The organism is Thioalkalivibrio sp. ALMg11, from assembly GCF_000377905.1.
Classification (GTDB): domain Bacteria; phylum Pseudomonadota; class Gammaproteobacteria; order Ectothiorhodospirales; family Ectothiorhodospiraceae; genus Thioalkalivibrio.
In genome coordinates this window covers 162,755-186,333 of record NZ_KB898874.1, presented here as the reverse complement: position 1 = coordinate 186,333, position 23,579 = coordinate 162,755, and the positions used below count along the sequence as shown (strand labels likewise).

General features: G+C 60.6%; 26 protein-coding genes and 1 tRNA gene. 15 read left to right on the top strand and 12 right to left on the bottom strand.

Annotation, left to right across the window (positions count from 1 at the left end):
- Positions 1-16 precede the first annotated feature (16 nt).
- The 11 genes from hisC to galU all read left to right on the top strand — a co-directional run bounded on the left by hisC (position 17) and on the right by galU (position 9,940).
- Complete coding sequence (hisC, locus tag D578_RS0108405) at positions 17-1,174, top strand: histidinol-phosphate transaminase (protein ID WP_018949525.1); 1,158 nt, start codon at positions 17-19, stop codon at positions 1,172-1,174.
- Positions 1,171-2,052 carry a prephenate dehydrogenase/arogenate dehydrogenase family protein gene (locus tag D578_RS0108400; RefSeq protein ID WP_018949524.1) on the top strand — a complete coding sequence of 294 codons (882 nt, stop codon included), beginning with the start codon at positions 1,171-1,173 and terminating at the stop codon, positions 2,050-2,052. The genes hisC and D578_RS0108400 overlap by 4 nt, the downstream gene beginning before the upstream one ends.
- A 6-nt stretch (positions 2,053-2,058) precedes the next feature.
- Positions 2,059-3,363: a 3-phosphoshikimate 1-carboxyvinyltransferase gene (gene aroA, locus D578_RS0108395; protein ID WP_018949523.1), complete on the top strand. Its 1,305-nt coding sequence runs from the start codon at positions 2,059-2,061 to the stop codon at positions 3,361-3,363.
- Positions 3,360-4,067: a (d)CMP kinase gene (cmk, locus tag D578_RS0108390; RefSeq protein WP_018949522.1), complete on the top strand. Its 708-nt coding sequence runs from the start codon at positions 3,360-3,362 to the stop codon at positions 4,065-4,067. Before aroA ends, cmk begins: the two co-directional genes overlap by 4 nt.
- Before the next feature lie 85 nt (positions 4,068-4,152).
- Complete coding sequence (rpsA, locus tag D578_RS0108385) at positions 4,153-5,823, top strand: 30S ribosomal protein S1 (protein ID WP_026289258.1); 1,671 nt, start codon at positions 4,153-4,155, stop codon at positions 5,821-5,823.
- A gap of 93 nt (positions 5,824-5,916) precedes the next feature.
- The gene (locus D578_RS0108380; RefSeq protein WP_018145704.1) at positions 5,917-6,213 is read left to right on the top strand and encodes an integration host factor subunit beta; all 297 of its coding nucleotides are present in this window, start codon (positions 5,917-5,919) and stop codon (positions 6,211-6,213) included.
- Between the two features lie 9 nt (positions 6,214-6,222).
- On the top strand, positions 6,223-6,540 hold the full coding sequence (locus D578_RS0108375) for a lipopolysaccharide assembly protein LapA domain-containing protein (RefSeq protein WP_018949520.1): 318 nt from the start codon (positions 6,223-6,225) through the stop codon (positions 6,538-6,540).
- Between the two features lie 69 nt (positions 6,541-6,609).
- Positions 6,610-7,842 carry a tetratricopeptide repeat protein gene (locus tag D578_RS0108370; protein ID WP_018949519.1) on the top strand — a complete coding sequence of 411 codons (1,233 nt, stop codon included), beginning with the start codon at positions 6,610-6,612 and terminating at the stop codon, positions 7,840-7,842.
- Complete coding sequence (gene pyrF / locus D578_RS0108365) at positions 7,839-8,558, top strand: orotidine-5'-phosphate decarboxylase (RefSeq protein ID WP_018949518.1); 720 nt, start codon at positions 7,839-7,841, stop codon at positions 8,556-8,558. The genes D578_RS0108370 and pyrF overlap by 4 nt, the downstream gene beginning before the upstream one ends.
- A 99-nt stretch (positions 8,559-8,657) precedes the next feature.
- Positions 8,658-8,939: a ComEA family DNA-binding protein gene (locus D578_RS0108360; RefSeq protein WP_018949517.1), complete on the top strand. Its 282-nt coding sequence runs from the start codon at positions 8,658-8,660 to the stop codon at positions 8,937-8,939.
- A 113-nt stretch (positions 8,940-9,052) separates the two neighbouring features.
- Positions 9,053-9,940, top strand: a complete 888-nt coding sequence (gene galU / locus D578_RS0108355) for a UTP--glucose-1-phosphate uridylyltransferase GalU (RefSeq protein WP_018949516.1) — start codon at positions 9,053-9,055, stop codon at positions 9,938-9,940.
- A gap of 16 nt (positions 9,941-9,956) precedes the next feature.
- Here the strand turns inward: galU and D578_RS0108350 are convergent, their stop codons facing one another.
- The 3 genes from D578_RS0108350 to hspQ are packed head-to-tail and all read right to left on the bottom strand — an operon-like array spanning position 9,957 to position 12,693.
- Positions 9,957-10,643 carry a rhomboid family intramembrane serine protease gene (locus D578_RS0108350; protein WP_018949515.1) on the bottom strand — a complete coding sequence of 229 codons (687 nt, stop codon included), beginning with the start codon at positions 10,641-10,643 and terminating at the stop codon, positions 9,957-9,959.
- 22 nt (positions 10,644-10,665) lie between these two features.
- Positions 10,666-12,351, bottom strand: coding sequence for a dihydroxy-acid dehydratase (ilvD, locus tag D578_RS0108345; protein ID WP_018949514.1), 1,686 nt, complete (start codon positions 12,349-12,351; stop codon positions 10,666-10,668).
- A gap of 21 nt (positions 12,352-12,372) precedes the next feature.
- On the bottom strand, positions 12,373-12,693 hold the full coding sequence (gene hspQ, locus D578_RS0108340) for a heat shock protein HspQ (RefSeq protein WP_018949513.1): 321 nt from the start codon (positions 12,691-12,693) through the stop codon (positions 12,373-12,375).
- A 142-nt stretch (positions 12,694-12,835) separates the two neighbouring features.
- Here hspQ and D578_RS0108335 point away from each other — a divergent pair, with 142 nt between their 5' ends.
- Entirely contained in the window at positions 12,836-13,390 is a 555-nt protein-coding gene (locus D578_RS0108335) for an NUDIX domain-containing protein (RefSeq protein ID WP_018949512.1), read from the top strand.
- A gap of 22 nt (positions 13,391-13,412) precedes the next feature.
- On the opposite strand, the gene D578_RS0108330 is transcribed toward D578_RS0108335, so the two are convergent.
- Positions 13,413-14,084: an L-fuculose-phosphate aldolase gene (locus D578_RS0108330; protein ID WP_018949511.1), complete on the bottom strand. Its 672-nt coding sequence runs from the start codon at positions 14,082-14,084 to the stop codon at positions 13,413-13,415.
- Between the two features lie 209 nt (positions 14,085-14,293).
- Between D578_RS0108330 and D578_RS0108325 the strand changes: the two genes are divergently transcribed.
- From D578_RS0108325 to D578_RS14865, 3 genes are all read left to right on the top strand, one after another.
- On the top strand, positions 14,294-14,761 hold the full coding sequence (locus D578_RS0108325; RefSeq protein WP_018176804.1) for a cytochrome c: 468 nt from the start codon (positions 14,294-14,296) through the stop codon (positions 14,759-14,761).
- A gap of 3 nt (positions 14,762-14,764) precedes the next feature.
- Positions 14,765-15,682: a cytochrome c gene (locus D578_RS0108320; RefSeq protein WP_018949510.1), complete on the top strand. Its 918-nt coding sequence runs from the start codon at positions 14,765-14,767 to the stop codon at positions 15,680-15,682.
- Positions 15,683-15,990: 308 nt separating this feature from the next.
- Complete coding sequence (locus D578_RS14865; protein WP_018949509.1) at positions 15,991-17,364, top strand: tyrosine-type recombinase/integrase; 1,374 nt, start codon at positions 15,991-15,993, stop codon at positions 17,362-17,364.
- Between the two features lie 563 nt (positions 17,365-17,927).
- On the opposite strand, the gene D578_RS14860 is transcribed toward D578_RS14865, so the two are convergent.
- The 8 genes from D578_RS14860 to D578_RS0108280 form a co-directional block, all read right to left on the bottom strand.
- Complete coding sequence (locus tag D578_RS14860) at positions 17,928-18,404, bottom strand: helix-turn-helix domain-containing protein (protein WP_018949508.1); 477 nt, start codon at positions 18,402-18,404, stop codon at positions 17,928-17,930.
- Positions 18,394-18,546, bottom strand: coding sequence for a sigma factor-like helix-turn-helix DNA-binding protein (locus D578_RS15430; RefSeq protein WP_081617342.1), 153 nt, complete (start codon positions 18,544-18,546; stop codon positions 18,394-18,396). The genes D578_RS14860 and D578_RS15430 overlap by 11 nt, the downstream gene beginning before the upstream one ends.
- On the bottom strand, positions 18,543-19,151 hold the full coding sequence (locus tag D578_RS0108305; RefSeq protein ID WP_018949507.1) for a hypothetical protein: 609 nt from the start codon (positions 19,149-19,151) through the stop codon (positions 18,543-18,545). The genes D578_RS15430 and D578_RS0108305 overlap by 4 nt, the downstream gene beginning before the upstream one ends.
- An 11-nt stretch (positions 19,152-19,162) precedes the next feature.
- The gene (locus D578_RS0108300; protein ID WP_018949506.1) at positions 19,163-19,399 is read right to left on the bottom strand and encodes a hypothetical protein; all 237 of its coding nucleotides are present in this window, start codon (positions 19,397-19,399) and stop codon (positions 19,163-19,165) included.
- Complete coding sequence (locus D578_RS15885) at positions 19,392-19,751, bottom strand: hypothetical protein (protein WP_155996773.1); 360 nt, start codon at positions 19,749-19,751, stop codon at positions 19,392-19,394. Before D578_RS15885 ends, D578_RS0108300 begins: the two co-directional genes overlap by 8 nt.
- A gap of 53 nt (positions 19,752-19,804) precedes the next feature.
- Positions 19,805-20,290, bottom strand: coding sequence for a hypothetical protein (locus D578_RS0108295; RefSeq protein WP_155996772.1), 486 nt, complete (start codon positions 20,288-20,290; stop codon positions 19,805-19,807).
- Entirely contained in the window at positions 20,268-21,368 is a 1,101-nt protein-coding gene (locus D578_RS0108290; RefSeq protein ID WP_018949504.1) for a hypothetical protein, read from the bottom strand. Before D578_RS0108290 ends, D578_RS0108295 begins: the two co-directional genes overlap by 23 nt.
- 2,105 nt (positions 21,369-23,473) lie before the next feature.
- Positions 23,474-23,549: transfer RNA gene (locus D578_RS0108280), tRNA-Asn, on the bottom strand.
- Positions 23,550-23,579: the final 30 nt, after the last annotated feature.

Here is a 23,579-nt window from a genome sequence, read left to right as displayed (position 1 = left end):
TCCCCGAGGTTTCCGCATGGCATCGAATCCTTCCGTATCCGCTACGGCCGGCCCGGCGTTTGACCCGGTGACTCTGGCGGTTGCCGGCGTCCAGGGACTGAGCCCCTACCAGCCGGGCAAGCCGGTGGCCACGCTGGAACGCGAGTTGGGGATTACCCAGGCGGTCAAGCTGGCCTCCAACGAGAATCCGCTGGGTCCGTCGCCACTTGCGGTGGAGGCCGGGCGCGCGGCGTTGGCCGATGCGCATGTCTATCCCGACGGCAATGGCTTCGAGCTGAAGGCGCGTCTGGCCGAACGTCATGGCGTGACCCCGGAGCAGATCACCCTCGGCAATGGCTCCAACGAGGTGCTGGAGTTGATCGCACGCACCTGGCTGGCGCCGGGGCGTGCCGCTGTGTTTTCCGCCCATGCGTTTGCGGTCTATCCCCTGGTGACCCAGGCGGTGGATGCCGAGGCACGGGTCGCCCCGGCGCTGCCTGCCGACCATCCGGAACAGCCCTTCGGACACGATCTTGACGCGATACAGGCGCGGGTGGATGGCGATGTGCGGGTCGTGTTCGTGGCCAACCCGAACAACCCGACCGGCACCTGGCTGGATGCCGCGGCGCTGGAGGCCTTCGTGGCCGCGATGCCGGCGACCACCGTGGTGGTGATCGACGAGGCCTATTTCGAGTATGTCGAGGAGGCCGAGTATCCGGACACCACGCAATGGCTGGATCGCTATCCGAATTTGATCGTCACCCGGACCTTCTCCAAGATCCAGGGCCTGGCCGGACTGCGCCTCGGCTATGCGGTCAGCTCGCCGGCCATCGCGGACCTGCTGAACCGCGTGCGCCAGCCATTCAACGTCAACGCGATCGCCCAGGCCGCCGGCCTGGCCGCGCTGGACGATGACGAGCATGTGGAAAAGTCGGTGGCCATCAATCGGGAAGGGGTTCGCCAGGTGAGCGCCGCCCTGCGCGAGCTGGGCTTGCGCGTGATCCCGTCGGTGGGCAATTTCGTGACCTTCGATACCGGCCGTGACCCGGGCCCGGTATATGACGCCATGCTGCGCGATGGTGTGATTACGCGCCCGGTCGAGAATTACGGTCTCCCCGGGCATCTCCGCGTGACCGTGTCGACCCGCGAAGACAATGACCGCTTTCTCGCGTCCCTGAAAAAGGCCCTGGCGTGATCGAACGGCTGGTCATCTTCGGCGTCGGGCTGATCGGCGGTTCGCTGGCCCTGGCCCTGCGCGAGGCGGGGGCGGTGCGCGAGATCGTGGGGTGTTCGCGCAATGCAGATAACCTGCGCGAGGCGCAGCGCCTCGGCGTGATCGATCGCTGGACCACCGATGTCGCCGAGGCCGCCGAGGGCGCGGACTTGGGGGTGCTCGCCGTCCCGCTGGGCGCGATGGAGCCACTGGCGCGCGACCTGGCTGCGGCGTGGCCCGAAGACAGCCCGCTGACCGACGTGGGCAGCAGCAAGCAGGCCGTGATCGATGCGGTGGGTGCCGGCTTCGGCAAGGTCCCCCGCGCGTTCGTCCCCGGCCATCCGATTGCGGGGACCGAGAAGAGCGGGGTGGGGGCGGCGTTTGCCAGCCTGTTCCGCGAGCGCCTGGTAATCCTGACACCGGTCGACGCCACGAATGCGCTGGCGACCGACCGAGTGGCCGAGATGTGGCAGGCCGCCGGGGCGCGGGTCGAGTACATGACCCCGGCGCACCACGACCGGGTGCTGGCCGCGACCAGTCATCTGCCCCATGTGCTGGCCTTCACGCTGGTGTCGTCGCTTGCGAACATGAGCGAGCGCGACGAGATCTTTCATTACGCCGCCGGGGGCTTTCGCGACTTCACGCGCATTGCCTCCAGCGATCCGGTGGTCTGGCGAGACATCTGCCTCGCCAATCGAAACGCTATCCTCGAGGTGATCGGGCAGTACCAGACCGATTTGGAGGCTTTGCGCAGCGCCATCGAGCACGGCGATGCCGCGACCATCGAACAGAGCTTTGAACACGCCAAGGAAACCCGCGATCGCCTTTGCGACCCCGCGGACGCACAACTGGATACCTGAAAATCGATGAATACCTTTACCGTACAGCCCGGAGGGCAGCTTTCGGGCCGCGCCCGCGTGCCGGGCGACAAGTCGATCTCCCACCGGGCGATCATGCTGGGTGCGCTGGCCGAAGGCGAGACGCGCGTGACCGGATTCCTCGAGGGGGCCGATTGCATTGCCACGCTGGAGGCGTTTCGCGCGATGGGCGTGGCGATCGAACGTACTGGGCCAGGCGATGTGCGCATCCAGGGTGCCGGCGTGCGCGGGCTCAAGGCCCCGGCGGCGGCGCTGGACATGGGCAACTCGGGGACCGCGATGCGGCTGCTGTGCGGCGTACTGGCCGGCCAGGCGTTTGACAGCGAGCTGGTCGGTGATCGCTCCCTGAGCGGGCGGCCGATGCGTCGCGTCACCGATCCGCTCGCGCACATGGGCGCGCACATCGATACCAGCGAGGCCGGGACACCACCGCTGCGGGTACACGGCGGGGCGCCGTTGCGGGGTACGGAACATGTATTGAAAGTCGCCAGTGCCCAGGTGAAGTCGGCCCTGTTGTTGGCAGGTCTTTGGGCGGAGGGCAAGACCTGCGTGACCGAGCCGGCGCCCACCCGCGATCACACCGAGCGGATGCTGGCCGGCTTCGGCTACCGCGTGGAGCGCGATGGCCCCCGTGCCTGTGTGGAGGGCGGCGGTCGCCTGGTCGCAAGCCCGGTGGATGTGCCGGCGGATATCTCCTCGGCGGCGTTCTTCCTGGTCGGGGCCTCGATTGCCACCGGCTCGCGCATGCGCCTGGAACATGTGGGGATCAACCCGACGCGCACCGGCGTGATCGACATCCTGCGCCTGATGGGTGCCGAGATCCGCGTCCTCGATGAGCGCGAGGCAGGTGGCGAGCCGGTGGCCGATCTCGAGGTCGAGGCGGCCACTCTGAAGGGGATCCAGATCCCCGAACATCTGGTGCCGCTGGCGATCGATGAATTCCCCGCGATCTTCGTTGCGGCCGCCTGTGCCGAGGGCGAGACGGTCCTGACCGGAGCGGAGGAGCTTCGGGTCAAGGAAAGTGACCGCATCCAGGTGATGGCGGACGGCCTGGCCGCGCTGGGCGTGGACTGCGCGGTCCAGCCGGATGGCATCCGCATCCAGGGCGGTGACGGTTTCACTGGGGGCGAGGTAGACAGCCACGGCGATCACCGCATCGCCATGTCGTTCGCGATGGCCGGACTGCGCGCCCGCGCGCCGATCCGCATCCGCGATTGCGAAAACGTGGGGACATCTTTCCCCGGCTTCGTGGCGCTGGCGCGCGAGGCCGGACTGCAACTGGAGGTGGCATGAGCACGGCAATTCCGGTACTGACCATCGATGGCCCCGGCGGGGCCGGAAAGGGCACGGTCTGCATGCGCGTGGCGGCGGCGATGGGCTGGCATCTTCTGGATAGCGGGGCCCTCTATCGGCTGTTGGGTCTGGCCGCGCGGCAGCACGGCGTCGAACTGACCGACGAGGTCGCACTGGCACGGCTGGCCGCGGGTCTGGACGTGGATTTCGAGATCAACCAGGACGCCACCGCAGTAACCACCCTGCTGGAAGGCGCACCGGTGGATCAGTTGCTGCGCACGGAGCAGACTGGCAGTGATGCCTCGCAGGTGGCTGCGATTCCGGCCGTGCGCGAGGCGCTGCTGGAGCGTCAGCGCGGTTTCGCCAAGGCCCCGGGGCTGGTCGCCGACGGGCGCGACATGGGCACGGTCGTGTTCCCTGAGGCGGACCTGAAGATCTTCCTGACGGCCTCGGCCGAGGAGCGGGCCAGGCGGCGTTACATGCAGTTGAAGGAACAAGGACTTAGTGCTAGTCTCTCCGCCCTTCAGGACGAGATGGAGGCCCGCGACCGGCGTGATCGCGAACGCACCGTGGCCCCCCTCAAGCCCGCCGACGATGCCTGGGAAGTGGATACCACGGACCTCGACATCGTCGGTGTGGTGGAGATGATCCTGGAACGCCTCCGGGACGTACTCCCGGAACAAAGCCCCCGCCCCGCGGAATAAGCCGTCGGAAGCGGGATCATAAACGTCTAGAACTGGTTGCAGGAAGTTTCTGCAAGCATTTGTTAAACCACAGGTTCACAAATCCATGAGTGAAAGTTTCGCGCAACTGCTCGAAGAGAGCATGGCCTACACCCAGATGCAGCCGGGTGCCATCCTCAGTGCCACCGTCATTGAGGTCACCCCGGAAGTCGTCGTGGTGAACGCCGGCCTGAAGTCCGAGGGGGTCATTCCCACCGAGCAGTTCATGAACGAAGAGGGTGAGCTCGAGGTCAAGGTCGGCGATGTCGTCGAAGTGGCCCTCGAAACCCCGGAAGACGGTTTCGGCGAGACGCGCATGTCGCGCGAGAAGGCCAAGCGGGCCAAGGCCTGGGACCGCCTCGAAGGTGCGATGGAAGAAGAGCTGTACGTCACCGGCAAGATCTCCGGCAAGGTCAAGGGTGGCTACACCGTCGAGCTGGGCGATATCCGGGCGTTCCTGCCGGGTTCACTCGTGGATGTCCGTCCGGTACGCGATACCGCGTATCTGGAAGGCAAGGAGTTGGAATTCAAGCTCATCAAGCTGGATCGCCGCCGCAACAACGTGGTTGTGTCGCGTCGCGCCGTGGTCGAGCAGGAATACAGCGCCGAGCGCGAAGAGCTGCTGAAGAACCTGCAGGAAGGCGCGCAGGTCAAGGGTATCGTCAAGAACCTGACCGACTATGGTGCGTTCCTGGATCTGGGCGGCATCGACGGCCTGCTGCACATCACCGACATGGCCTGGAAGCGCGTCAAGCATCCGTCCGACGTCGTCGAGATTGGCGAGGAAGTCGAGGTCAAGGTCCTGAAGTTCGACCGTGAGCGCATGCGCGTGTCGCTGGGCCTGAAGCAGCTGGGCGAGGACCCGTGGGAGAACATCACCCGCCGTTACCCGACTGGCACCCGCATCTTCGGCAAGGTCACCAACATCACCGATTACGGCTGCTTCGTGGAAATCGAAGACGGCGTGGAAGGCCTGGTGCACGTGTCCGAGATGGATTGGACCAACAAGAACGTCAACCCCGGCAAGATGGTCGCCATCGGCGACGAGGTCGAGGTGATGATCCTGGACCTGGACGAAGAGCGCCGCCGCATCTCGCTGGGCATGAAGCAGTGCCAGTCCAACCCGTGGGACGACTTTGCCGCCAACCACAACCGTGGCGAGAAGGTCAGTGGCCAGATCAAGTCGATCACCGATTTCGGCGTGTTTGTCGGCCTGGAAGGCGGCATCGATGGCCTGATTCACCTGTCCGACCTGTCCTGGCATGAGGCCGGTGAAGAGGCGATCCGCAACTTCAAGAAGGGTGACGAGGTCGAGGCCGTGGTCCTGTCCGTGGATCCCGAGCGCGAGCGCATCTCCCTCGGTCTGAAGCAGCTGGATCGTGATCCGTTCGCGAACTTCGTGGCTGAGCACAGCAAGGGCAGCATCGTGTCCGGCACCGTGAAGGAAGTGGACGCCAAGGCCGCGGTGATCGAACTGGCCGACGGCATCGACGGCATTCTGCGTGCTGCCGACATCTCCCAGGATCGTGTGGAAGATGCCAGCACCGTGCTGAAGGTCGGCGAGACCGTCGAGGCCCGATTCATGGGTGTCGACAAGAAGACCCGCGCCATCAGCCTGTCGATCAAGGCCAAGGATCGTGCCTACGAACCCGAGATGGCCTCCGACTCCGGCAGCACTGCCGGTACCGGTACCACCCTGGGCGATCTGCTCAAGGAGCAGATGGACAAGAACGACTAAGTCCGTTCTGCTGCGGCCCACGGTGCCGGAAGGTGCCGTGGGCCATTTTGTTCCGGGAAACCGGGTTTCCTTCCTGTCTGTGACGAGTGTCAGATGACCAAATCGGAATTGATCGAGAACCTCGCCCGGAAATCGCCTCACCTGCCCGCCAGGGATGTCGAGATGTCGGTCAAGGCATTGCTCGAGCGGATGAGTCATGCGCTAGCCAACGGCCAACGGGTCGAGATTCGTGGCTTCGGCAGTTTTTCCCTCCATTTCCGGCCCCCAAGGCTGGGACGTAACCCCAAGACCGGTGAAGGTGTCGCCTTGCCCGGCAAGCATGTCCCCCATTTCAAGCCCGGCAAGGAATTGCGCGAACGGGTGAACGGCTCCATCGACGGGAACGACTAGGTACCGTCCGTGGATGACCGGCGTCGACAGCAGATTCGCAACGCCGTGGCCTTTGCCGCGCTGATCGTGATTTCTTCCGCTGTTGGCATCCTTGTTGTATTGAACGAAGACCTGGTGACCCTTGCGTTGCCTGGTATACAGATCGAGGCGCCTCTGGTGGTGTTCCTCGGCATTTCGGCCCTGTTCGGGGTCGTACTGGCGTCGCTTGTTCTATGGCTTCGACTGCGCAGATTGCGTCAGAAGATTGCCGACCTGCGCGAACAGAACCATGCACTCAAGGTCGAGGTCGAGCAGTTGCGTACCGCACCCATGCGGGATTTCTACTAGTCACGTGGCGCGCATGCGGCCACTGACGTCCCTCACGTTTCTTTCCTCACCCGGGAACCGTTCTCGCTCATGATCGATGACTGGTTCTGGTTGCTGCTCCCGATTGCGGCTGCAAGTGGTTGGTGGCTCGCGCGTTACGGCGTGCCGGAAGACCAAGAGGAACGCGAGCCGTCACTGGATCGCTACCTGGAGGGTGTTCGGCACCTCCTCGACGACCGCACGGATGATGCCCTTCAGGCCTTCATCGAAATGGTGGAGGTTGATCACGAAACCTTCGAGACCCATGTAATCCTGGGCCGGCTGTTCCGGCGTCGGGGCGAGGTCGATCGCGCGATCCGTATCCATCAAAACCTCGTCGCGCGGCCCACACTGCCGGCGGCGCAGCGGGCGCAGGCCCTGTGTGAACTGGGTGAGGATTTTCTCCTGGCCGGCGTGCTGGATCGGGCGGAAGCGGTGTTTCGTGAACTGGCGGATTCGCCGCATCAGGCGATAGCAGCGCTGGAAGGCCTGCGTCAGGTCTACGAGACCCAGCGGGAATGGCAGCGTGCGATTGAGGTGGGCGACCGCCTGAAAGAGCACGGCGTCGTGCATGAGCATCAGCGGATCGCGCATTACCATTGCGAACTGGCCCAGATCGCGCTGGACAAGGGTGATTGGGAAAGCGCCAGAACCCGCGCGGAACAGGCCGAGGGCCTGGTGCCGGGGCTTTCTCGGGCGCGGCTGATCCAGTCGGAGATCGCGGCACGCAGGGGCGAGATCCGCGAGGCGATTGGCTTCGGACGCGATGCGGTGGCTCGTACTCCGCAGCTAGCGCCCTTGCTGGTACCGCGTATCGAGCGGCTGCATCAGGAGTTGCCTGGGGAGAATCGTCTTGGTCAGTTGGAGGAGCTACTGGACGATCTGGCCCGCAACCGTGGTATCACGATGGCACGCATCGCCCTGATGCGTCTTTACCGGCGTACCGGCCGACTGGATGCCGCGCTGATGGAGCTGGGTTCGATCCTGGCACAGCGCCCGGTGCCGACCTCTGGATTGCTGGAGGCGGTGCGCTGGATGAAGATTCTCCCGGCGGTCCAGCAATACAGCACCGAGTTCGCGGCATTCGAGAAGGCCCTGGCGGACCAGTTGGGGAGTCAGCATCTGTACCAGTGCGTGAACTGTGGCTATCAGGGGCGCGCGCATGTGTGGCAGTGCCCAAGTTGCCGCCGCTGGGATACGCTGCGCGGTCTCGATTTCGACATTGACCAGAAGACGGAGGCCGCCGAGGAGGCGCTCATCCGCGAAGGGAGTCCCCATTCATGAATCCGATCCCGGAACCTGCAACGCGCCTGATTGTGGCGCTCGATTTTTCCGAGGCCGAAGCCGCACTGGCGTTCGCGCGAAAGCTCGATCCGGCCCAGTGCGCGCTGAAGGTCGGGTTCGAGCTGTTCGTGGTCGCCGGGCCCGAACTGTTGCACCGTCTGCACGACCTGGGCTTTCGGGTCTTTCTGGACCTGAAGTTCCACGACATCCCGAATACGGTGGCGGCGGCTTGTCGGGCCGCTGCGCGGACCGGTGTCTGGTTGATTAACGTGCATGCCAGCGGCGGGCTCGAGATGATGCGCGCGGCGCACGCGGCGGTGCGCGAGACGAATGACACAACGGCACTTCTGGCCGTAACGGTGCTGACCTCCAGTGACGCCGGCACCCTGCGTGAGATCGGCGTGAATCGCGAACCGGCCGAGCAGGTGGGGCTGCTTGGCGAACTGGCGGTACGCAAGGCCGGTCTGGAAGGGCTGGTCTGTTCGGCGCAGGAAGCGGGCATGCTGCGCCGCCTGCTCGGCGAGGAACCGTTGCTGGTAACGCCCGGAATTCGGCTGGAGGACGCGGGCGGGGACGATCAGAAGCGGGTGATGACCCCCGAGCGTGCGATTGCGGCCGGGGCCAGCGCCATCGTGGTCGGCCGGCCCATCACGCGCGCCGCGGACCCGGGCATGGCCATGGAGGCCTTCGTCACACGATTGGGGAAGAGAGAATGACGGCGTGGATTGGAGGGGTTTTCGAAGGGCATTAATCCCGCTAGGATGCCGTTGGTGCATGGATGCACCGATCGTTCAATGAAGATAAGGAGAGTTTTCATGAAGAAGCTTTTTCAATGTGCGAAGTGCTGGGCCCTGGCGGGCCTCTGCGTCCTGCCGTTGGTGATGGTGACGGCCTCGGGTGGGCAGCCGCTCAACCTGAATGGCGCATCCGCCGAAGAGCTGGCCGCGCTGGACAACGTCGGTCCGGTAAAGGCTCAGGCGATCGTGGAGCACCGCGAGGCACACGGTGAGTTCGCTTCGGTCCAGGCACTGACGGAGGTCTCCGGGATTGGTGAACGCACCGTGGAGATGAATCTCGACCGCATCGTCGTCGAGTAACGGTGTAGCGTTATGGATGGCGGCGCGTGCCGCCATTCGGTTCCAGCCCCTGGTCGATGGGTCCGGCAGGACGCACGGGCCAGGGGTTCGTTATTGAACGTCCAGGAGATGGAATGAGCCAGAATCACGCCCCGATCCGTACCGCTGTGTTTCCGGTTGCCGGCATGGGTACGCGCTTTCTGCCGGCCACCAAGGCGAATCCGAAGGAGATGCTGCCGATCGTGGACAAGCCGCTGATCCAGTACGCAGCGGAGGAGGCGGTGGAAGCGGGGATCGAGACCCTGGTGTTCGTGACCGGGCGCAACAAGCGATCCATTCCGGACCACTTCGACAAGGCTTACGAGCTGGAGCATGAGCTGGAGCAGCGCGGCAAGACAGAGCTCCTGGAGCAGGTACGCAATATCGTTCCGCCGAATGTGACCTGTGTCTATGTGCGTCAGTCCGATGCACTGGGTCTCGGCCATGCGGTGGCCTGTGCCCATCCGATTGTGCGCAACGAACCCTTTGCCGTGATCCTGGCGGACGACCTGATCGAGTCGGCCAATGGCGGGGCGACGCGGCAGATGGTCGAGCAATACGCCGAGCACGGTTGCAGCGTGCTCGGGGTGGAAGAAGTGCCGGGTGACCGTACGCATCAATACGGGATCATCGATCCGGTGAAAACCGGCCCGCGCAGCTGGGATGTGAAGGGGATCGTCGAAAAGCCCGCCCCCGACCAGGCACCGTCGAATGTGGCCGTGGTGGGGCGCTACATCCTGACCCCGAAGATCTTCGAGATGCTGGCCACGCAAAAGCCGGGGGCCGGCGGTGAGATCCAGTTGACCGACGCCATCGCGCGGCTGCTGGAGTTGGAGCGGGTGACGGCTTTCAACTTCGAGGGGCGCCGCTTCGATTGTGGTTCCAAGCTGGGATATCTGGAGGCGACCGTGGAGCTCGCGCTGAACCACCCGGAGCTGAAGGACGACTTCGCCGAGTATCTCCGCAACCGCTCGAGCGTCTGATCCCCGACGAGCCCTGTCACCACCAGAAGCGGCGCTGGCGCGGCCGGATCGGCAGGCGCCCGCGCCAGTACTGGATCAGCAGGAATCCGAAGGCCATCCCGCCCAGGTGAGCGAAGTGGGCGATGCCGGCAAGCGTCCCGGAGATCCCCAGATACAGCTCCAGCACGCCATAGCCGATCACGAAGTACTTGGCCTTGATCGGGATCGGCAGGAAGATCAGGAACAGGCGCTGGTTGGGGAACATCATCCCGAACGCGAGCAGCACGCCGAATACCCCGCCCGAGGCGCCGATGGTCGGGTAGATCATGTCACCGTTGCCGTGGGCAGTGATGACCAGCTGTACCAGCCCCGCGCCGATCACGCACACCAGAAAGTAGATCCCGAAGGTGCGTGAACCCCATGCATTCTCGATCTGCACGCCCAGCATCCACACGGCGAACAGGTTCACGAACAAATGGACCGGACCGCCATGCAGAAAGCCATAACTGACTAACTGCCAGAGCTGGAAGTCGGGTACCCGAACCCAACTGCCGTCCTGGTGGATCGTGGCCGGCGTGCCGATGGGCCAGAGCCCGAAATGGGTGATCAACCAGTCGCCCAGCCACGGCATCGCCAGGAACAGGGCCACATTGGTGATCAGCAGGAAGCCGATCACCGGCGGCATCATGCTGAAGTCGGGGTGCCGGGGGTCCGGGTGCGTCATCGGACTGGTTTACTCCCCGCCGTCAGGTGAAATCGTCGGTTACGGCACCGCGACTGGCCGAGCCCACGATACGCGAGTATTTCGCCAGGACCCCGCGATCGAAGCGCGGTACCGGCGGCTCCCAGGCCGTGCGGCGGTGTTCCAGCTCGTTCTCGTCGACCTGCAGCGCGAGCCGGTTTTCGCCGGCGTCGATCTCGATCGTATCCCCGTCCCGGACCAGCGCAATGGTGCCGCCAGCCGCCGCCTCGGGGGAGACATGTCCTACCACCATTCCGTACGTCCCGCCGGAGAAGCGCCCGTCGGTAATCAGACCAACGGAATCGCCCAGGCCCGCGCCTATGATAGCGGCGGTCGGCGCGAGCATCTCGCGCATGCCGGGACCCCCGCGCGGCCCCTCGTAGCGGATGACGAGGATATCGCCGGCCTGGATCTGGCCATCGAGGATGGCATCCAGGCAGGCCTCCTCGGAGTCGAAGCAGCGCGCGGGGCCGGCGATGGCTGTCCGCTTGAGTCCGGTGATCTTGGCCACCGCGCCCTCGGTCGCGAGATTGCCCTTGAGGATGGCCAGGTGCCCGTGCGGGTACAGCGGCCGCTCCAGCGGGCGGATGATCTCCTGATCCGGGGAGGGCGTATCGGGGATCTCCGCCAGGGTCTCGGCCAGGGTCGCCCCGGTAATGGTCAGGCACTCACCGTGCATCAGCCCGGCATTCAGGAGCATCTTCATCACCTGTGGCGTGCCGCCTACCGCATGGAACTGTGTGGTCACGTAGCGCCCGGAAGGCTTCAGGTCGCACAGCACGGGGACCTTGCGGCGGATGCGCTCGACATCGTCGATGTCCAGGGGGACATCGGCGGCATGCGCAATCGCCAACAGGTGGAGCACTGCGTTGGTGGAGCCTCCGATGGCCATCACCACTGCGAGGGCGTTTTCAAAGGCCTCGCGGGTCAGGATGTCGCGCGGGCGGCGGTTCGCGTGGATCGCCTCCAGCAGCACCTCGGCGGATCGTGCGGCAGAGTCGCCCTTTTCCGGATCCTCGGCGGCCTGGGTGGACGAGCCGGGGAGGCTCATGCCCATGGCCTCGAAGGCACTGGACATGGTGTTGGCGGTGAACATGCCGCCACAGGACCCGGCGCCGGGGCAGGCGTTGCGTTCCACGCCCTGCAGGTCCTCGTCGGAAAGATTGCCGGCGCCATGCTGGCCCACGGCCTCGAAGGCGCTAACGATGGTCAGGTCCTGGCCCTTGTAGTGGCCGGGCTTGATGGTGCCGCCATAGACGAAGATGCCGGGCACGTTGAGGCGGGCCAGGGCAATCATCGCCCCGGGCATGTTCTTGTCGCAGCCGCCAGTGGCGAGGATTCCGTCCAGGCTTTGACCGTTGACCACGGTCTCGATGGCGTCGGCGATGACCTCGCGCGAGACCAGCGAGTACTTCATCCCCGGCGTCCCCATGGAGATGCCGTCGGAGATGGTGATAGTGCCGAAGGTCTGTGGCATACCCCCGGCCTGGCGCACGGCCTGTTCGGCGCGGGCGGCGAGGGCACCAATGCCCATGTTGCAGGGCGTGATGGTGCTGTGGGCGTTGGCAATGCCCACGATCGGGCGCTGAAAGTCGTCGTCGCCGAAGCCGACTGCGCGCAACATGGCGCGGTTGGGCGTGCGGCGGGGGCCTTCGGTGACGACGCGGCTGCGGCGGTTGTCCTGTGCCATGGTCTTCCCTGCGGTTGTGGGTTAGTGAGCGCCGGGATCGCCGTGGCGCGAGTAGCGGCCGTTCATGAAGCGATCGAAGAACTGCCCGAGGGCGGGGTGTTCGATCTGATCGCCGCGGGTATCCGGCTCTAGGTGGCGTTCGGCCACATAGGTGCTGTGCGCATAGCCGTCCACCAGCACGTGATACCACGGCTGGTCTTTGGGTGGGCGGCTCTTGGCCACGGTTTCGTACCATTCGTCCGACCCGGCGTACACCGGATCCACATCGACGATCACACCCCGGTAATCGAACTTGGTATGGTGAATGAGCTCACCGACGGTAAAGCGTGTGCGTGTGGTCATGATCCCCTCTGTACTGCCTCGGTGCGCGAACCTCTATTGTGGACCGCGGCCACCGGCGCGTGTTCGAGCCCGACCATGCGGCGTGCCGCGTAACGCCGTAGGACTTTGTATTTAATACTTTAACGCCCCTAACGGTACCGCCATGAGTCGCAATCAGCCCAGTCTGACCCCCAGCTTCCACCACCACATCCCGGACGGCGATGATCGTGACCGGCGAGTCTGCGACCATTGTGGCTTCGTTGACTACGAAAACCCGCGAATCATCGTCGGCAGCGTGGCCATCTGGGAAGACCGCGTATTGCTTTGCCGCCGGGCCATTCAGCCGCGCAAGGGTTTCTGGACCCTGCCGGCAGGGTTCATGGAAAAGGGGGAAAGCCCGGCCGAGGGTGCCCGCCGCGAGGCCTGGGAGGAGGCACGGGCCGATCTGGAAATCGATCAATTGCTGGGCGTCTACAGTGTCCCGCACATCGGGCATGTGCAGATGATCTATCGGGCGCGCTTGCTGAGCGATGCGATTGCCGCGGGGCCTGAATCGGAAGAGGTCGGCCTGTTCCGTTTCGACGAGCTGCCGGAAGAGCGGGCCTTCCCGTCGGTGACCTGGGCCCTGCAGCACTATCTGGAAACCCGCGACCGGGTCGATTTCGCGCCGCTCTCGGCGCCGCTGGCCAATGGGGAAGGTGTCACCCCCGGTCTTTGAGCGTGGCGCTGTCTGCGCGTGCCTAATCCCTGTCGCGCTGCGGCCCGTAGTGGCGAAATTTCTCCAGGACGCGATCCATCTCCGCGTCGTCCAGCAGTTGTGGCCCTCCGATCTGCAGGCTCAGCACATATTGCCGAGCCAGGAGTTCAACCTCCTCGGTGAGCCACAGGGCGCGCGCCAGATCCGCGCCGGTGGCAATCATCCCGTGATTTGCGAGCAGGCAAGCCGTGCGGTCCTGCAAGGCCGCCACCGCGAGCTGCGAGAGGGTCTCCGTTCCAAACGTGGCGTACGGGGCGCAACGGATGGAGTTCCCGCCGGCGGCGGCGATCATGTAGTGCAGCGCGGGGATGTCGCGGCCCTGGATCGCCACGACACTGGCATGGACGGAATGGACATGGACGACGGCTCCCAGCTCCGGTCGCGCCTGCAGAATGGCGCGATGGAAGTGCCACTCGCTGGAAGGCTTGCGGCCCGACGCCCATTGTCCGCCCGCATCGACATATACCAGGTCGTCCGGCTGCAGCGCCTCGTACGCGATGCCCGAGGGCGTAATCAGCATGCCGTCGCCGCAGCGCACGCTGATATTGCCCGAGGTGCCCTGGTTGAGCCCGCGCCGATTGGTCTCCATGCCGGTGTAGATGATGGCCTCGCGGAGGGCCGTCTCGTCGGTGGGGTCATCGGAGTTTGCGATCATCTTTTTAGCGCGTAGTGGGGGTCGTTCGATTGTACCGGCTTTGTCCGTGGACCCCGCGCAGGGAATGTGGTCAATCGGAAAAACCCGCGTCCGTTAACGGTGATCATTTTCGCTCATGGAAATTGGGCCATTCGTCCGTCTATAGTGACCTTGAATATCCGATTCGCCCGATATCGGCGAATTCTTGTTTGTTACAGGGAGGAAGCACCATGAAGAACGTCGCACGCCTGATTACCGCCACCTCCGTGGCCGCCGCACTCACCCTCGGGCTGGGTGCCGGCAGTACCGTTCACGCCTTCGATGAACACGAGGCCACCATCGATTACCGCCAGGGTGTGATGCGCGCCATTGGTGGCAACGTGGGCGCGATTGCCGCCGTGGTCGTGGACGGCGCCGAGTTCGGCGACAACCTCGAGATGCATACCAGTCAGCTGGTGGCGCTCAGTCAGGACATCCCGGGCCTCTTCCCCGAGGGAAGCGACTTCCCGGACACCGATGCCAAGGAAGAGATCTGGGGCGACTGGGAGCGCTTCGAGGAGCTCTCCAATGACACCGTGGAGGCCGCCGAGGCCCTGCACGCAGCCGTGGAAGCCGGTGACGAAGGCGAATACGCCATTCGTTTTCGCAACCTCGGACAGTCCTGCCAGGCCTGCCACGACGACTTCCGCCGCGAGTGATCCATGGCGGCAGTTCGCAACAAGGGGCTGACAGCCTGTCTGTCAGCCCTTTTTCTGGTTGGATCGGCGGCCACGGTGCAGGCAGGGGTGCAGATTGGCGAGCACGACCCGTCCGCGGGTACCGACGAGCAGATCGCCTACGGTGAGTACGTCTTGCGAGCCGGTGGCTGCGTGACCTGCCACACGGCCGAAGACAAGGAATTCCTGGCCGGCGGGCGTGCGATCGAGAGCCCGTTTGGTGCGTTCTATGGTCCGAACATCACCCCGGATGCGGAACACGGCATCGGGGACTGGTCGGAAGAGGACTTCAAGCGCGCGCTGCTCGAAGGCCGCAGCCCGGACGGACGCCACTACTATCCGGCCTTTCCGTATACGTCGTACACAAAGATGCAGCCGCGAGACGTGGAAGCCCTGTGGGCCTTCCTGCAGTCCGAGGTGGAGCCCGTCGCTCGAGAAAACACCCCGCATGACCTGGTCTGGTATGCCCAGTTCCGCTCATCCCTGATGGGCTGGAAGTGGCTGCATTTCGAACCGGGCACCTTCGAGGCTGACCCCGACCAGTCGGACGAATGGAACCGTGGGGCCTACCTCGCCAACGCCCTTGGACACTGCATGGAGTGCCATACCCCGCGGACGCGGACCGGTGGTCTGGACCTCAAGCGCATTGGGGCCGGCGCCCGACTGCCCGACGGGGACGTTGCCTCCAATATCACCCCGGATCGCGAAACCGGCATCGGACGCTGGGGGGAGCGGCATATCGCGCGCTATCTGGAGATGGGCCTGACCCGCGACGGCGATTTTGCAGGCGGCGGCATGGCCGACGTGATCGACCACGGCACTGCCCACCTGACCGATGCCGATCGCCGCGCCATCGCGATCTATATCGGTTCTCTGGAGCCCATCGAACACGATCCCGAGTAATCGGCTCCGCAATACGCACCACGAAAAAGGGCCAGGTCGCAATGACCTGGCCCTTTTTCTGTATCTGGCTCCCCGGGACGGGCTCGAACCGCCGACCTAGTGATTAACAGTGACCTTCCGCGCTGCTTCAGGCCGTTTCTCCCGCTCTCGACCATTTCCCAAAAACTAACTCGCCACCAAACACTTACACTCTCTTTCCGTTGCCTTCCTGGTCAGCCTGTAGCACAATTAGGCACTACGGAAAGGCACTACAAAAGGCACTACGGCACCCAAGTTAGGCACTACGGGAGCCACTACGGGAGAGAGCCATGCTGACGGTTAAGCAGTTAAATGGAATCAAGCCAACGGGCCGGCCCTACCGCCTCTTTGACGGGGACCGCTCAGGCTTCGGGGTACAGGTGACGGCCAAGGGGCGCATTTCATTCTTCCAGCAGTACACCTCTCCCGAAGGTAAGCGCCGCTTCATTCACCTGGGGCACTACCCAAAACTCGCCTTAGAGAAGGCACGGCGTGAAGAGGCTTTCAAAGCCCGCGAGATTGTGAAGGAAGGGCGCGACCCTCAGCAGGTACGGGAAGAGCGCGAAAAGGAGAGGGACGAAGCCCGCAGGAAGAAAAAGGACGAGCCCACCGTAGCGGATGCCGTCCCTGACTATCTGCGCCTCTACCGGGGGAGACCCAGCGAGAAGGCAATAGCCCGATACTTCGAGAACGACGTAGTGCCTGCTATTGGTGGCCTGAACGTTAAGGACGTGAGGCGTCGGGACGTGCTGGATATGGTGGAGAAGAAAGCCACCAACACCCCAACGGCTGCGCGGCATCTTCTGGTGTACACCAAGGGCTTCTTTGATTGGTGTCTAGACCGGGAATACCTGGACCAGAGCCCGGCAGCTGGCATCAAGCCGAAGAACATCCGGGCAGAGGGCAAGAAGAACGTCCTAGCCAACGTGCAACGCGCTCGCGTCCTCTCTGACGCTGAAATGCGGGCCTTCTGGTACTCGGTAGAAGGCTGCGGGATGCGTAGGCTTACGGCTTTGGCCTTGAAGCTAACGCTTGTGACCGGGCAAAGGCCGGGGGAAGTGGCCGGGATGCGTTGGGACGAAGTGGAAGAGGGCGTCTGGACCATTCCGGCAAGCCGTAGAGGCAAGACAGACTCTAGCCACACTGTCCCGCTCTCTCCGCTGGCCCTCTCCCTTCTGGAAGAGGCACGGGAGGAGGCTGAAAGGCTACAGGCAAGGAGAGCCACAGAGGCCACGGGCTATGTGTTCGAGGCCGTACCGGGCAAGCCTCTAACGGTTAATGCTCTCAGTAAGGCCGTAGGCCGTTATACGGATGCGTTAGGGATGAAGGGAGAGGCATGGAGGCCGCACGACTTGCGCCGCACCATGCGGACGGGGCTCGCTATGCTCGGCTTCTTGGATGAAGTGAGCGAAGCCACCATAGGCCATGTGAAGCAAGGCATTCTCGCGGTGTACAACCAGCACGGCTACGACGCGGACAAGCGCAAGGCGCTGGACGCTTGGGCTGCGCACCTGGAAGGTGCTTGTAGCGTGAGAGTGGACGGGCGAGCCCTCAGCGCTACGGTGAGCGTATCTGAGGGATTTTCTCTTCCAATCCTTTGGGGGAGGGCCGCTGCGTGTCTCGAAAACGCAGAAAGCGTGCCTGATACCCGCAGGGCGCCATAAGACCTTTGGTGATGCTTATGGCTTTTCTATTCTTCTTCGGCTTGTTAGATTACGAAAAGAGCAATAGGCGTCGTTCTCGAAGAACGAGGCATCTTTTGACCTATCACTTAGGGGCACTAATGAAGCTTTTATCTGGCGCAGCATTCTATCTGGCTTTATTATTCTTTCTAGTTGGGTGTAACGCTACGAGCCCCAAGTCAAGCGCACCAACATATAGTTATTACGAGATTATTGATAAATCCGAATTTCTTTCAGGAAGTTCTTCGGATTACATGATGCACTGGGAGCGCATAAACGAATATTGTAATGCAACGGTGAGGCAGCAAGCGCAGAATCGAGGCTACCATATCAGCTCACGGGAGATGCGCGGAACATACAATAATTGCAAGGCTGTAAATAATTTTCGACTTATTCCAAGCTCTCAGGTAAGAGATATCGCGGATAGGAATAAAGAAAAGTATGGCGAAACGTTCGTAATTGAAAGAACGTGGCCTGCCGAATGAAAGCCTGAGAGGTTTTAAGGTAGGTTTTACGTCCCTTTGAGTGCCGAATTTGTCTCTTATTTATTTCTTATAATCAGCATCTTGCGAATCTATGGTGACACCTTCCTCTTCAATTCCGAGAAGATTAGCTAGCTTCACCTTCGCTGAATTCTCCACTTTAATCGAGTGGTCGATAACCTGATATTGCTTATCCGAGTAGCGTTCCGGCATGTTAGCCTTTGCCATAGCCAACAATAACTTGTCGCTGTACTCCTTCTGCTCCCCGATAATCTCTCCCTGATAGTACACAGGGCGAGAAATGCCTTCGAGTCCGCGCCGTCTAATCTCACGTTCGACTTCATACGAGGCTTTGTCCCGCGCCTGTGCAATGCGGGTTGCAAACTCTTCATCCCGTTGCATAGCGCGATAAATGGTGTCTCGGCTCAAACCCACTTCGGCAGCACAAGCACTCAAGTTACCTGTCTGCGATAGCAACTCAACAACCTTCTGTTTCTTCTCCGGGGTGAGCTTCCCTGACACCCTAGGCTTACTCGCCATTTTTCTCGTTCCGCGCTCGAAAAATTCGGCTTCTAACTGTGCCTATCGGCAAATCTAACAGCTTGGCAATTTGCCTATATTTTAGGCCCTGCTCTCGAAGCGCCAACACTGTAGCCCGCTCTTGTTTTGCTGTAGTAGTCATAGCGGTAGCTGATTATAGGCTTCAATTCCGTGCTGTGTAATTACAGCTTCCTTTTCTTGGTTTGTCATTTGGCTGCGTGGCTTTGTTGGAATCTTTGGGCCATGTGAAGGCGTTGTACTTTTCAGTCCACCACCACTCATTCCCCGGCCCATGAAGGCACCAGAGAACGTTGGGTTCTCTTTCATCGAAGCAACATACTCTTCAACCGGCTGGCCCTTAATAACAACCGCGCCATCTTCAACGCTCGCCATTTGCTCCAAGGCAGGGCGGAGCAATTCAGGCACGCCCCGATGCTGAGCGATGGCTGTGGCAATCTCCGCTGACTTTAGGTGTTGTTTGGATTCCTGGTCTAGCTTGCCCACTTTGTCTTGATATTGGGCCAACTCTTTCTGATATTCAGACACGGCAGCTTCACTATCGGCAAGGCTTTGCTCGCGCTCCCTAAGTTTGAGGCGCTTGGTTTTCGCCTCCTCATTTGAATTATGCAAAGCATCCCGGACCTTCTCTAGCTCAGCTTCGCGGTCTGCCAACATGTCCCGCAATTCTTCTAGGGAGGGCTGTTGTTCTTCTTCGTTGTTAAATTCTTCTTGTGCGTACTCTTCCATTTTCTCTCCTGTTACAGTGGCAACTCGTTGTAAACATCAATGCCGAATTCGTGGATAATGCGTTTCTTATCACATTGACTGAGTTTAGAGCGCCGCACGCCGGTGAGCTTCGGCGGCTCTTCCTTCTTCGCTCGGAATTTTTCTAGCTGTTCCTGCTTTTGTTTTTCATAAATAGAAAATGCTAGCTCTTCCTCTTTCCGTTGGATTTGCTCTTGTAATTCCTCGCGCTCGTTATTTTCATCAAGCATTTACTTCTCCTGTTGCTTCTCGGTAAATCGAAAGGGCCTCATCATACTTGTCTGTTTCTCCAAACCACTCAGACACATACCGGAAAACCAAACCTTTGTAGGCTTTCAGTGTGCGGGTGTTTAGGCCGATGGCGCGGGCCGTCGATAGCGTTTCTATGCAATCCGGCCATTCGGGCGTGCTGTACATCTCAAACAAAAGGACATCCGTTACATGCCAGCCGTAAGGATGATTTGGCTGAGGCAAAGAGCCTTCGGCCGCAAAATGTACAATCGCCTCGGGTGTGGTTTCCCACCGCTCCGCTAGCTCGTTGAGTGTCATATACCAACGTGTTGGCTTGTTGTTAGGTTCCAATTTTGTTCCTCCTATACTATTTATTTGGCTGTATATTAGGCTTGTTTTTAGTTTCAGAGTTCCGAAAAATATCCCGAATAATGCTCAAACGTCGCCTGTATTGGCGCACCTGAAATAGGCACCAACAATCCCCGCGTCTCGTAGAAGTCTGCATTGTTTATATGTGTCTGGGTGGACACTTCCCGAAAGACGTTATCTTCTATATGGGAGCGCATATCGGCGGGAGTGAACAAGTACGCTGTGTCTTGTTCGACTTTGTAATACTGCCACCAATCGGCCTTGGTGGAGAAAATGCAACCCGGCTTTTCTGTTGTTGTGTTGCTGAGGGTTTCGATGAACAGGTTTGAAGACGGGTTGTAATCCGTTTTTACGTCCATCAACCCAGCCTTGTTGTCCTTCTCAAAAACGATATCAACACCGTTCACTTGGAAGAACCGGTGCGAGCTAGTGTCCACCACCACACAGCCCCTAGCCTCTAGGAATTGCTTTGTTACGGCTTCGCCATACTTTCCTTTTTTATTCGCTTCGTGAAAACCCATAATCGGCCTTTGTTATTTTTAGTGTATAGCCGGTCTTTTCGTTTATTTGGCTTTCGAGCCATTCGGGCTCTAAGTCTTGCGGCGTGGCAAAGCCGTCGAAGAGGGGAACACTAATCGGGACACCCTCCGTTGCCGCCACAAGGCAGCGGTGCTCCTCCCGCATCAAGCGATTACCCAGAACCGAACACCCCAAGTCCTTGCGCAGCGCCTTAGCGTCCTGGCGGAGGCGGCGCACGAAAGCATGGTTGTAGAAAGCCCAAACAGACGCCCCCAAGGTGTCGCGCAGGGCAGGGCCGTAGGGCGTGGCTCCGTTCATCAAGGCAAGAAGAGCTTGTTTCACGGACTTGGGGGTACAACCAAGCTCACGGGCCAGAGATTCCCGGACTGCCTGGGGCGCTTCGGCGTATTCCGCGAAGGCGGGGTAGTGGCCTAGCTGGGCAGCGATAGAGAAAAAAGCATTTTGAAAGTCGTAATTGAATTGACCAGCGAGAAGGGCGCTGCGTAGCTCCTTCTTTTGATTCTGGATATTGAGGCCAACACCAAAGACGCGGCCATGTTGGCCCTGGCGGTACTTGGTGGGCAGGTGTCCCGGTTTTGTGGTATTGGCCGAAACCCGGTGAATTTTATTAGCTTGGCTGCGCCAGAAGGCGTTATTGGCTTCGAGAGATTTCCACCCGTCATAAATGAACAACGCAGGGGTGCTAATAGCCACAGCAGGGGGAAGCGAGAGCCCACCAACACGCTGCGGCTTCAATACGGCCCTTCGGTTGTTCTCCCAAAGCGGGGCGGGGGGATATTCCTCCCGAAGGCGCTCCGCGTTTTCCGTCTCACACCAAGGGAAAGCACCTGCATAGGAGCCACCACACGGCTCGAACAGGTTTAACCTGTCGTTGATTCGATAGAACGTGTCCTTTGAATGGCCTTCAGCCTTGAAAAAAGAGCGAGGGAAAGCGTAGCGCCCTGGAATGTCGTAGTGCAGGGGAGCACCAAACAAGATTTTGGATAGTAGGTGTTTCGCTTCCTGCTTAAATCCTGGCAGGCAGTCGGAAGCATATTCCGGGTCGTGTATGTAGTACATGTTTCCTCCTTTCGTTTCGGCTCCCTCCGGGGCCTGTGGCATCTTCACCAGCCTCCTTAGTAGGGACCGGACTGGCTTCCCGCCAGCCCAATCTCCGAACACACAGGACAAAGAAAGGAGGTATCTTGCGTCCTATATATAAGAACAAACTACTGGAACAAAGTTCCCAACATCAATGACTTAAAGAGCAGGAGATTGAATCAAGAAGAAAAACGTCGGAGTAGTGAAATAGAACAATGGTGCTAGCACTAACTCAGTGCCAGAGAAAACCACGGCCTTCTCCAGTGAAGAATTCTCCGAATTTCTCTCCCTTCCTTCCATAGTGACTAGATAGGAACGTAAGTGTTGGAAAATAAAGAGAAACACGAATTCTCTCGCTCTTTGTTTTTTTCCGGATACATCTCCTTTTTTCTTGGTCCTATTGGTGTCACCTAACTACTCTAGAGAGGTTTCCATGTTTACCGCGAAGCAATCCGCTTACATCTTCAGCCAAGCCATGAAGGGCCATTCTCGGGTGGTTGTCCCGGCTTCGGTGTCTGACTCTTTTTCCGCTCCTTGTGACGGACAATCCCCAAGCCCGAAACGTCCTGGACGGCCCCGGCCTGGGGTTTTTCCTGTAGGTGTATTCCAGCCAAGCTAGCGCAAAGAATTTCCAAGAAAAAGGGCTTTATTATATTTTTAATTAGCGAACGCGAATCATTCGCATTGTGCGTGTACGCTCGCGGAACCTAGGGCGGGATGCAAAAGATGCACGATGCAGAAGGGGAGGTTTGGTACTACATTCGGAAACACGCGTTAGGCAGAAAAGAGCTGGACAACCCGGACGGGACGCGAGCGTGTCTAGTTCGATGAGATAGGGAGAGACGATGAAAAAGCTACTTGCCGTGGTGCTGATGCCGTGGATGCTGGCCGCATGTGGTGACCCACCAGAACGGAATTACTTGGTGGAGAGAATGACGGAAAGCACCGTTTGCTCTACCAGCAATTTAATCGTGAAGAATCGGCTAGAGGCTGCGTACGGGGGTAGCTACCGCAGTGCGCACATTGACTGCTCGGCCCGTGCCCTGGGTGGGAACCGAGTCGAGATTTCGGGAGGTTATGAGCCCAGAGGGGCGGGAAATAATCCGGGGCTGTCCGCGCGTAACTACGTTGCTCGGGGTGTCGTGAACGGCTCAAGTCTTCGGCTGGAAGAGATTAGGGTGAGGGGTGTGGATGACGACTTTATGCCGATCCACCAATTTCCTTGAGCACGACTTGGTTATTCGGATTCCTCCTTCAGGCGTTGCCAAGCGGCTTCGAACCCATCCGTGTCGAATGTTAGGGTCTTGTACCCTTCGGAGCGGTCCGTAACCCGCACATTAATGGTCTCACCCTCGATGATTTCCTTCACTAGGCCTTTTGCATAAGGGTGCCCAAAACTGGCGAATATAGTAGGGCTGACTGTATACATATAAGAAGAATCGTCGTGTATGTCGCGATGTGGTAGGTCGTCAATTCGAAATTGGAGAAAATTGAAGTCTTCTAACGTAGAGTCAGGGATGGAGAGTCTGAGTATGCTGCCATAGAGGCCGTCGGGTCCGTGTACTTATTGAAAGCGTAGCTCGGCGCCGGCGTCTGAGTAATTACTCATCCGGCAGGTCTGTTCCTCAGTAAAGTCATCGACGGAACATGAGACCTCCCATGCGTTAGCGACCGGACTTAGTGTAATGAGAGTAACCGCCGTCAAGGCTGTCAGGCCGTACCTTGCTCGCATGGGTGTTTCCCGGTATGGAGTGGGTTTTAGGCTAAACGACTTTCCTATATGTCGGAAGGGGCTAACCACGGAATGAGAATCGTTCATGGGGGATGGTGGGGCCGTCTGAGAGTGCGCCTAAGGCGGTTTCTCGGGGAGAGATAGGGAAACGTACCAACAAGAACAGAAAGCCGCTGAGAATGGCTCTCAGTGGCTCATGCTAGAGGGGGAGGGTTGTCACGACCTGGAAGCGGCAAGGCTTGGCGTTACTGCGTAACGGGCTAGGGTGACCTCTTAGGCACTACGCTAGGCACTACAGAACGCTATAAACGAAAAAGGCCAACCCGAAGGCTGGCCTAAGTCGTTGATAATATGGCTCCCCGGGACGGGCTCGAACCGCCGACCTAGTGATTAACAGTCACCCGCTCTACCAACTGAGCTACCGGGGAATTGGGCGCAAATCCTAATGGGGCGGGGCG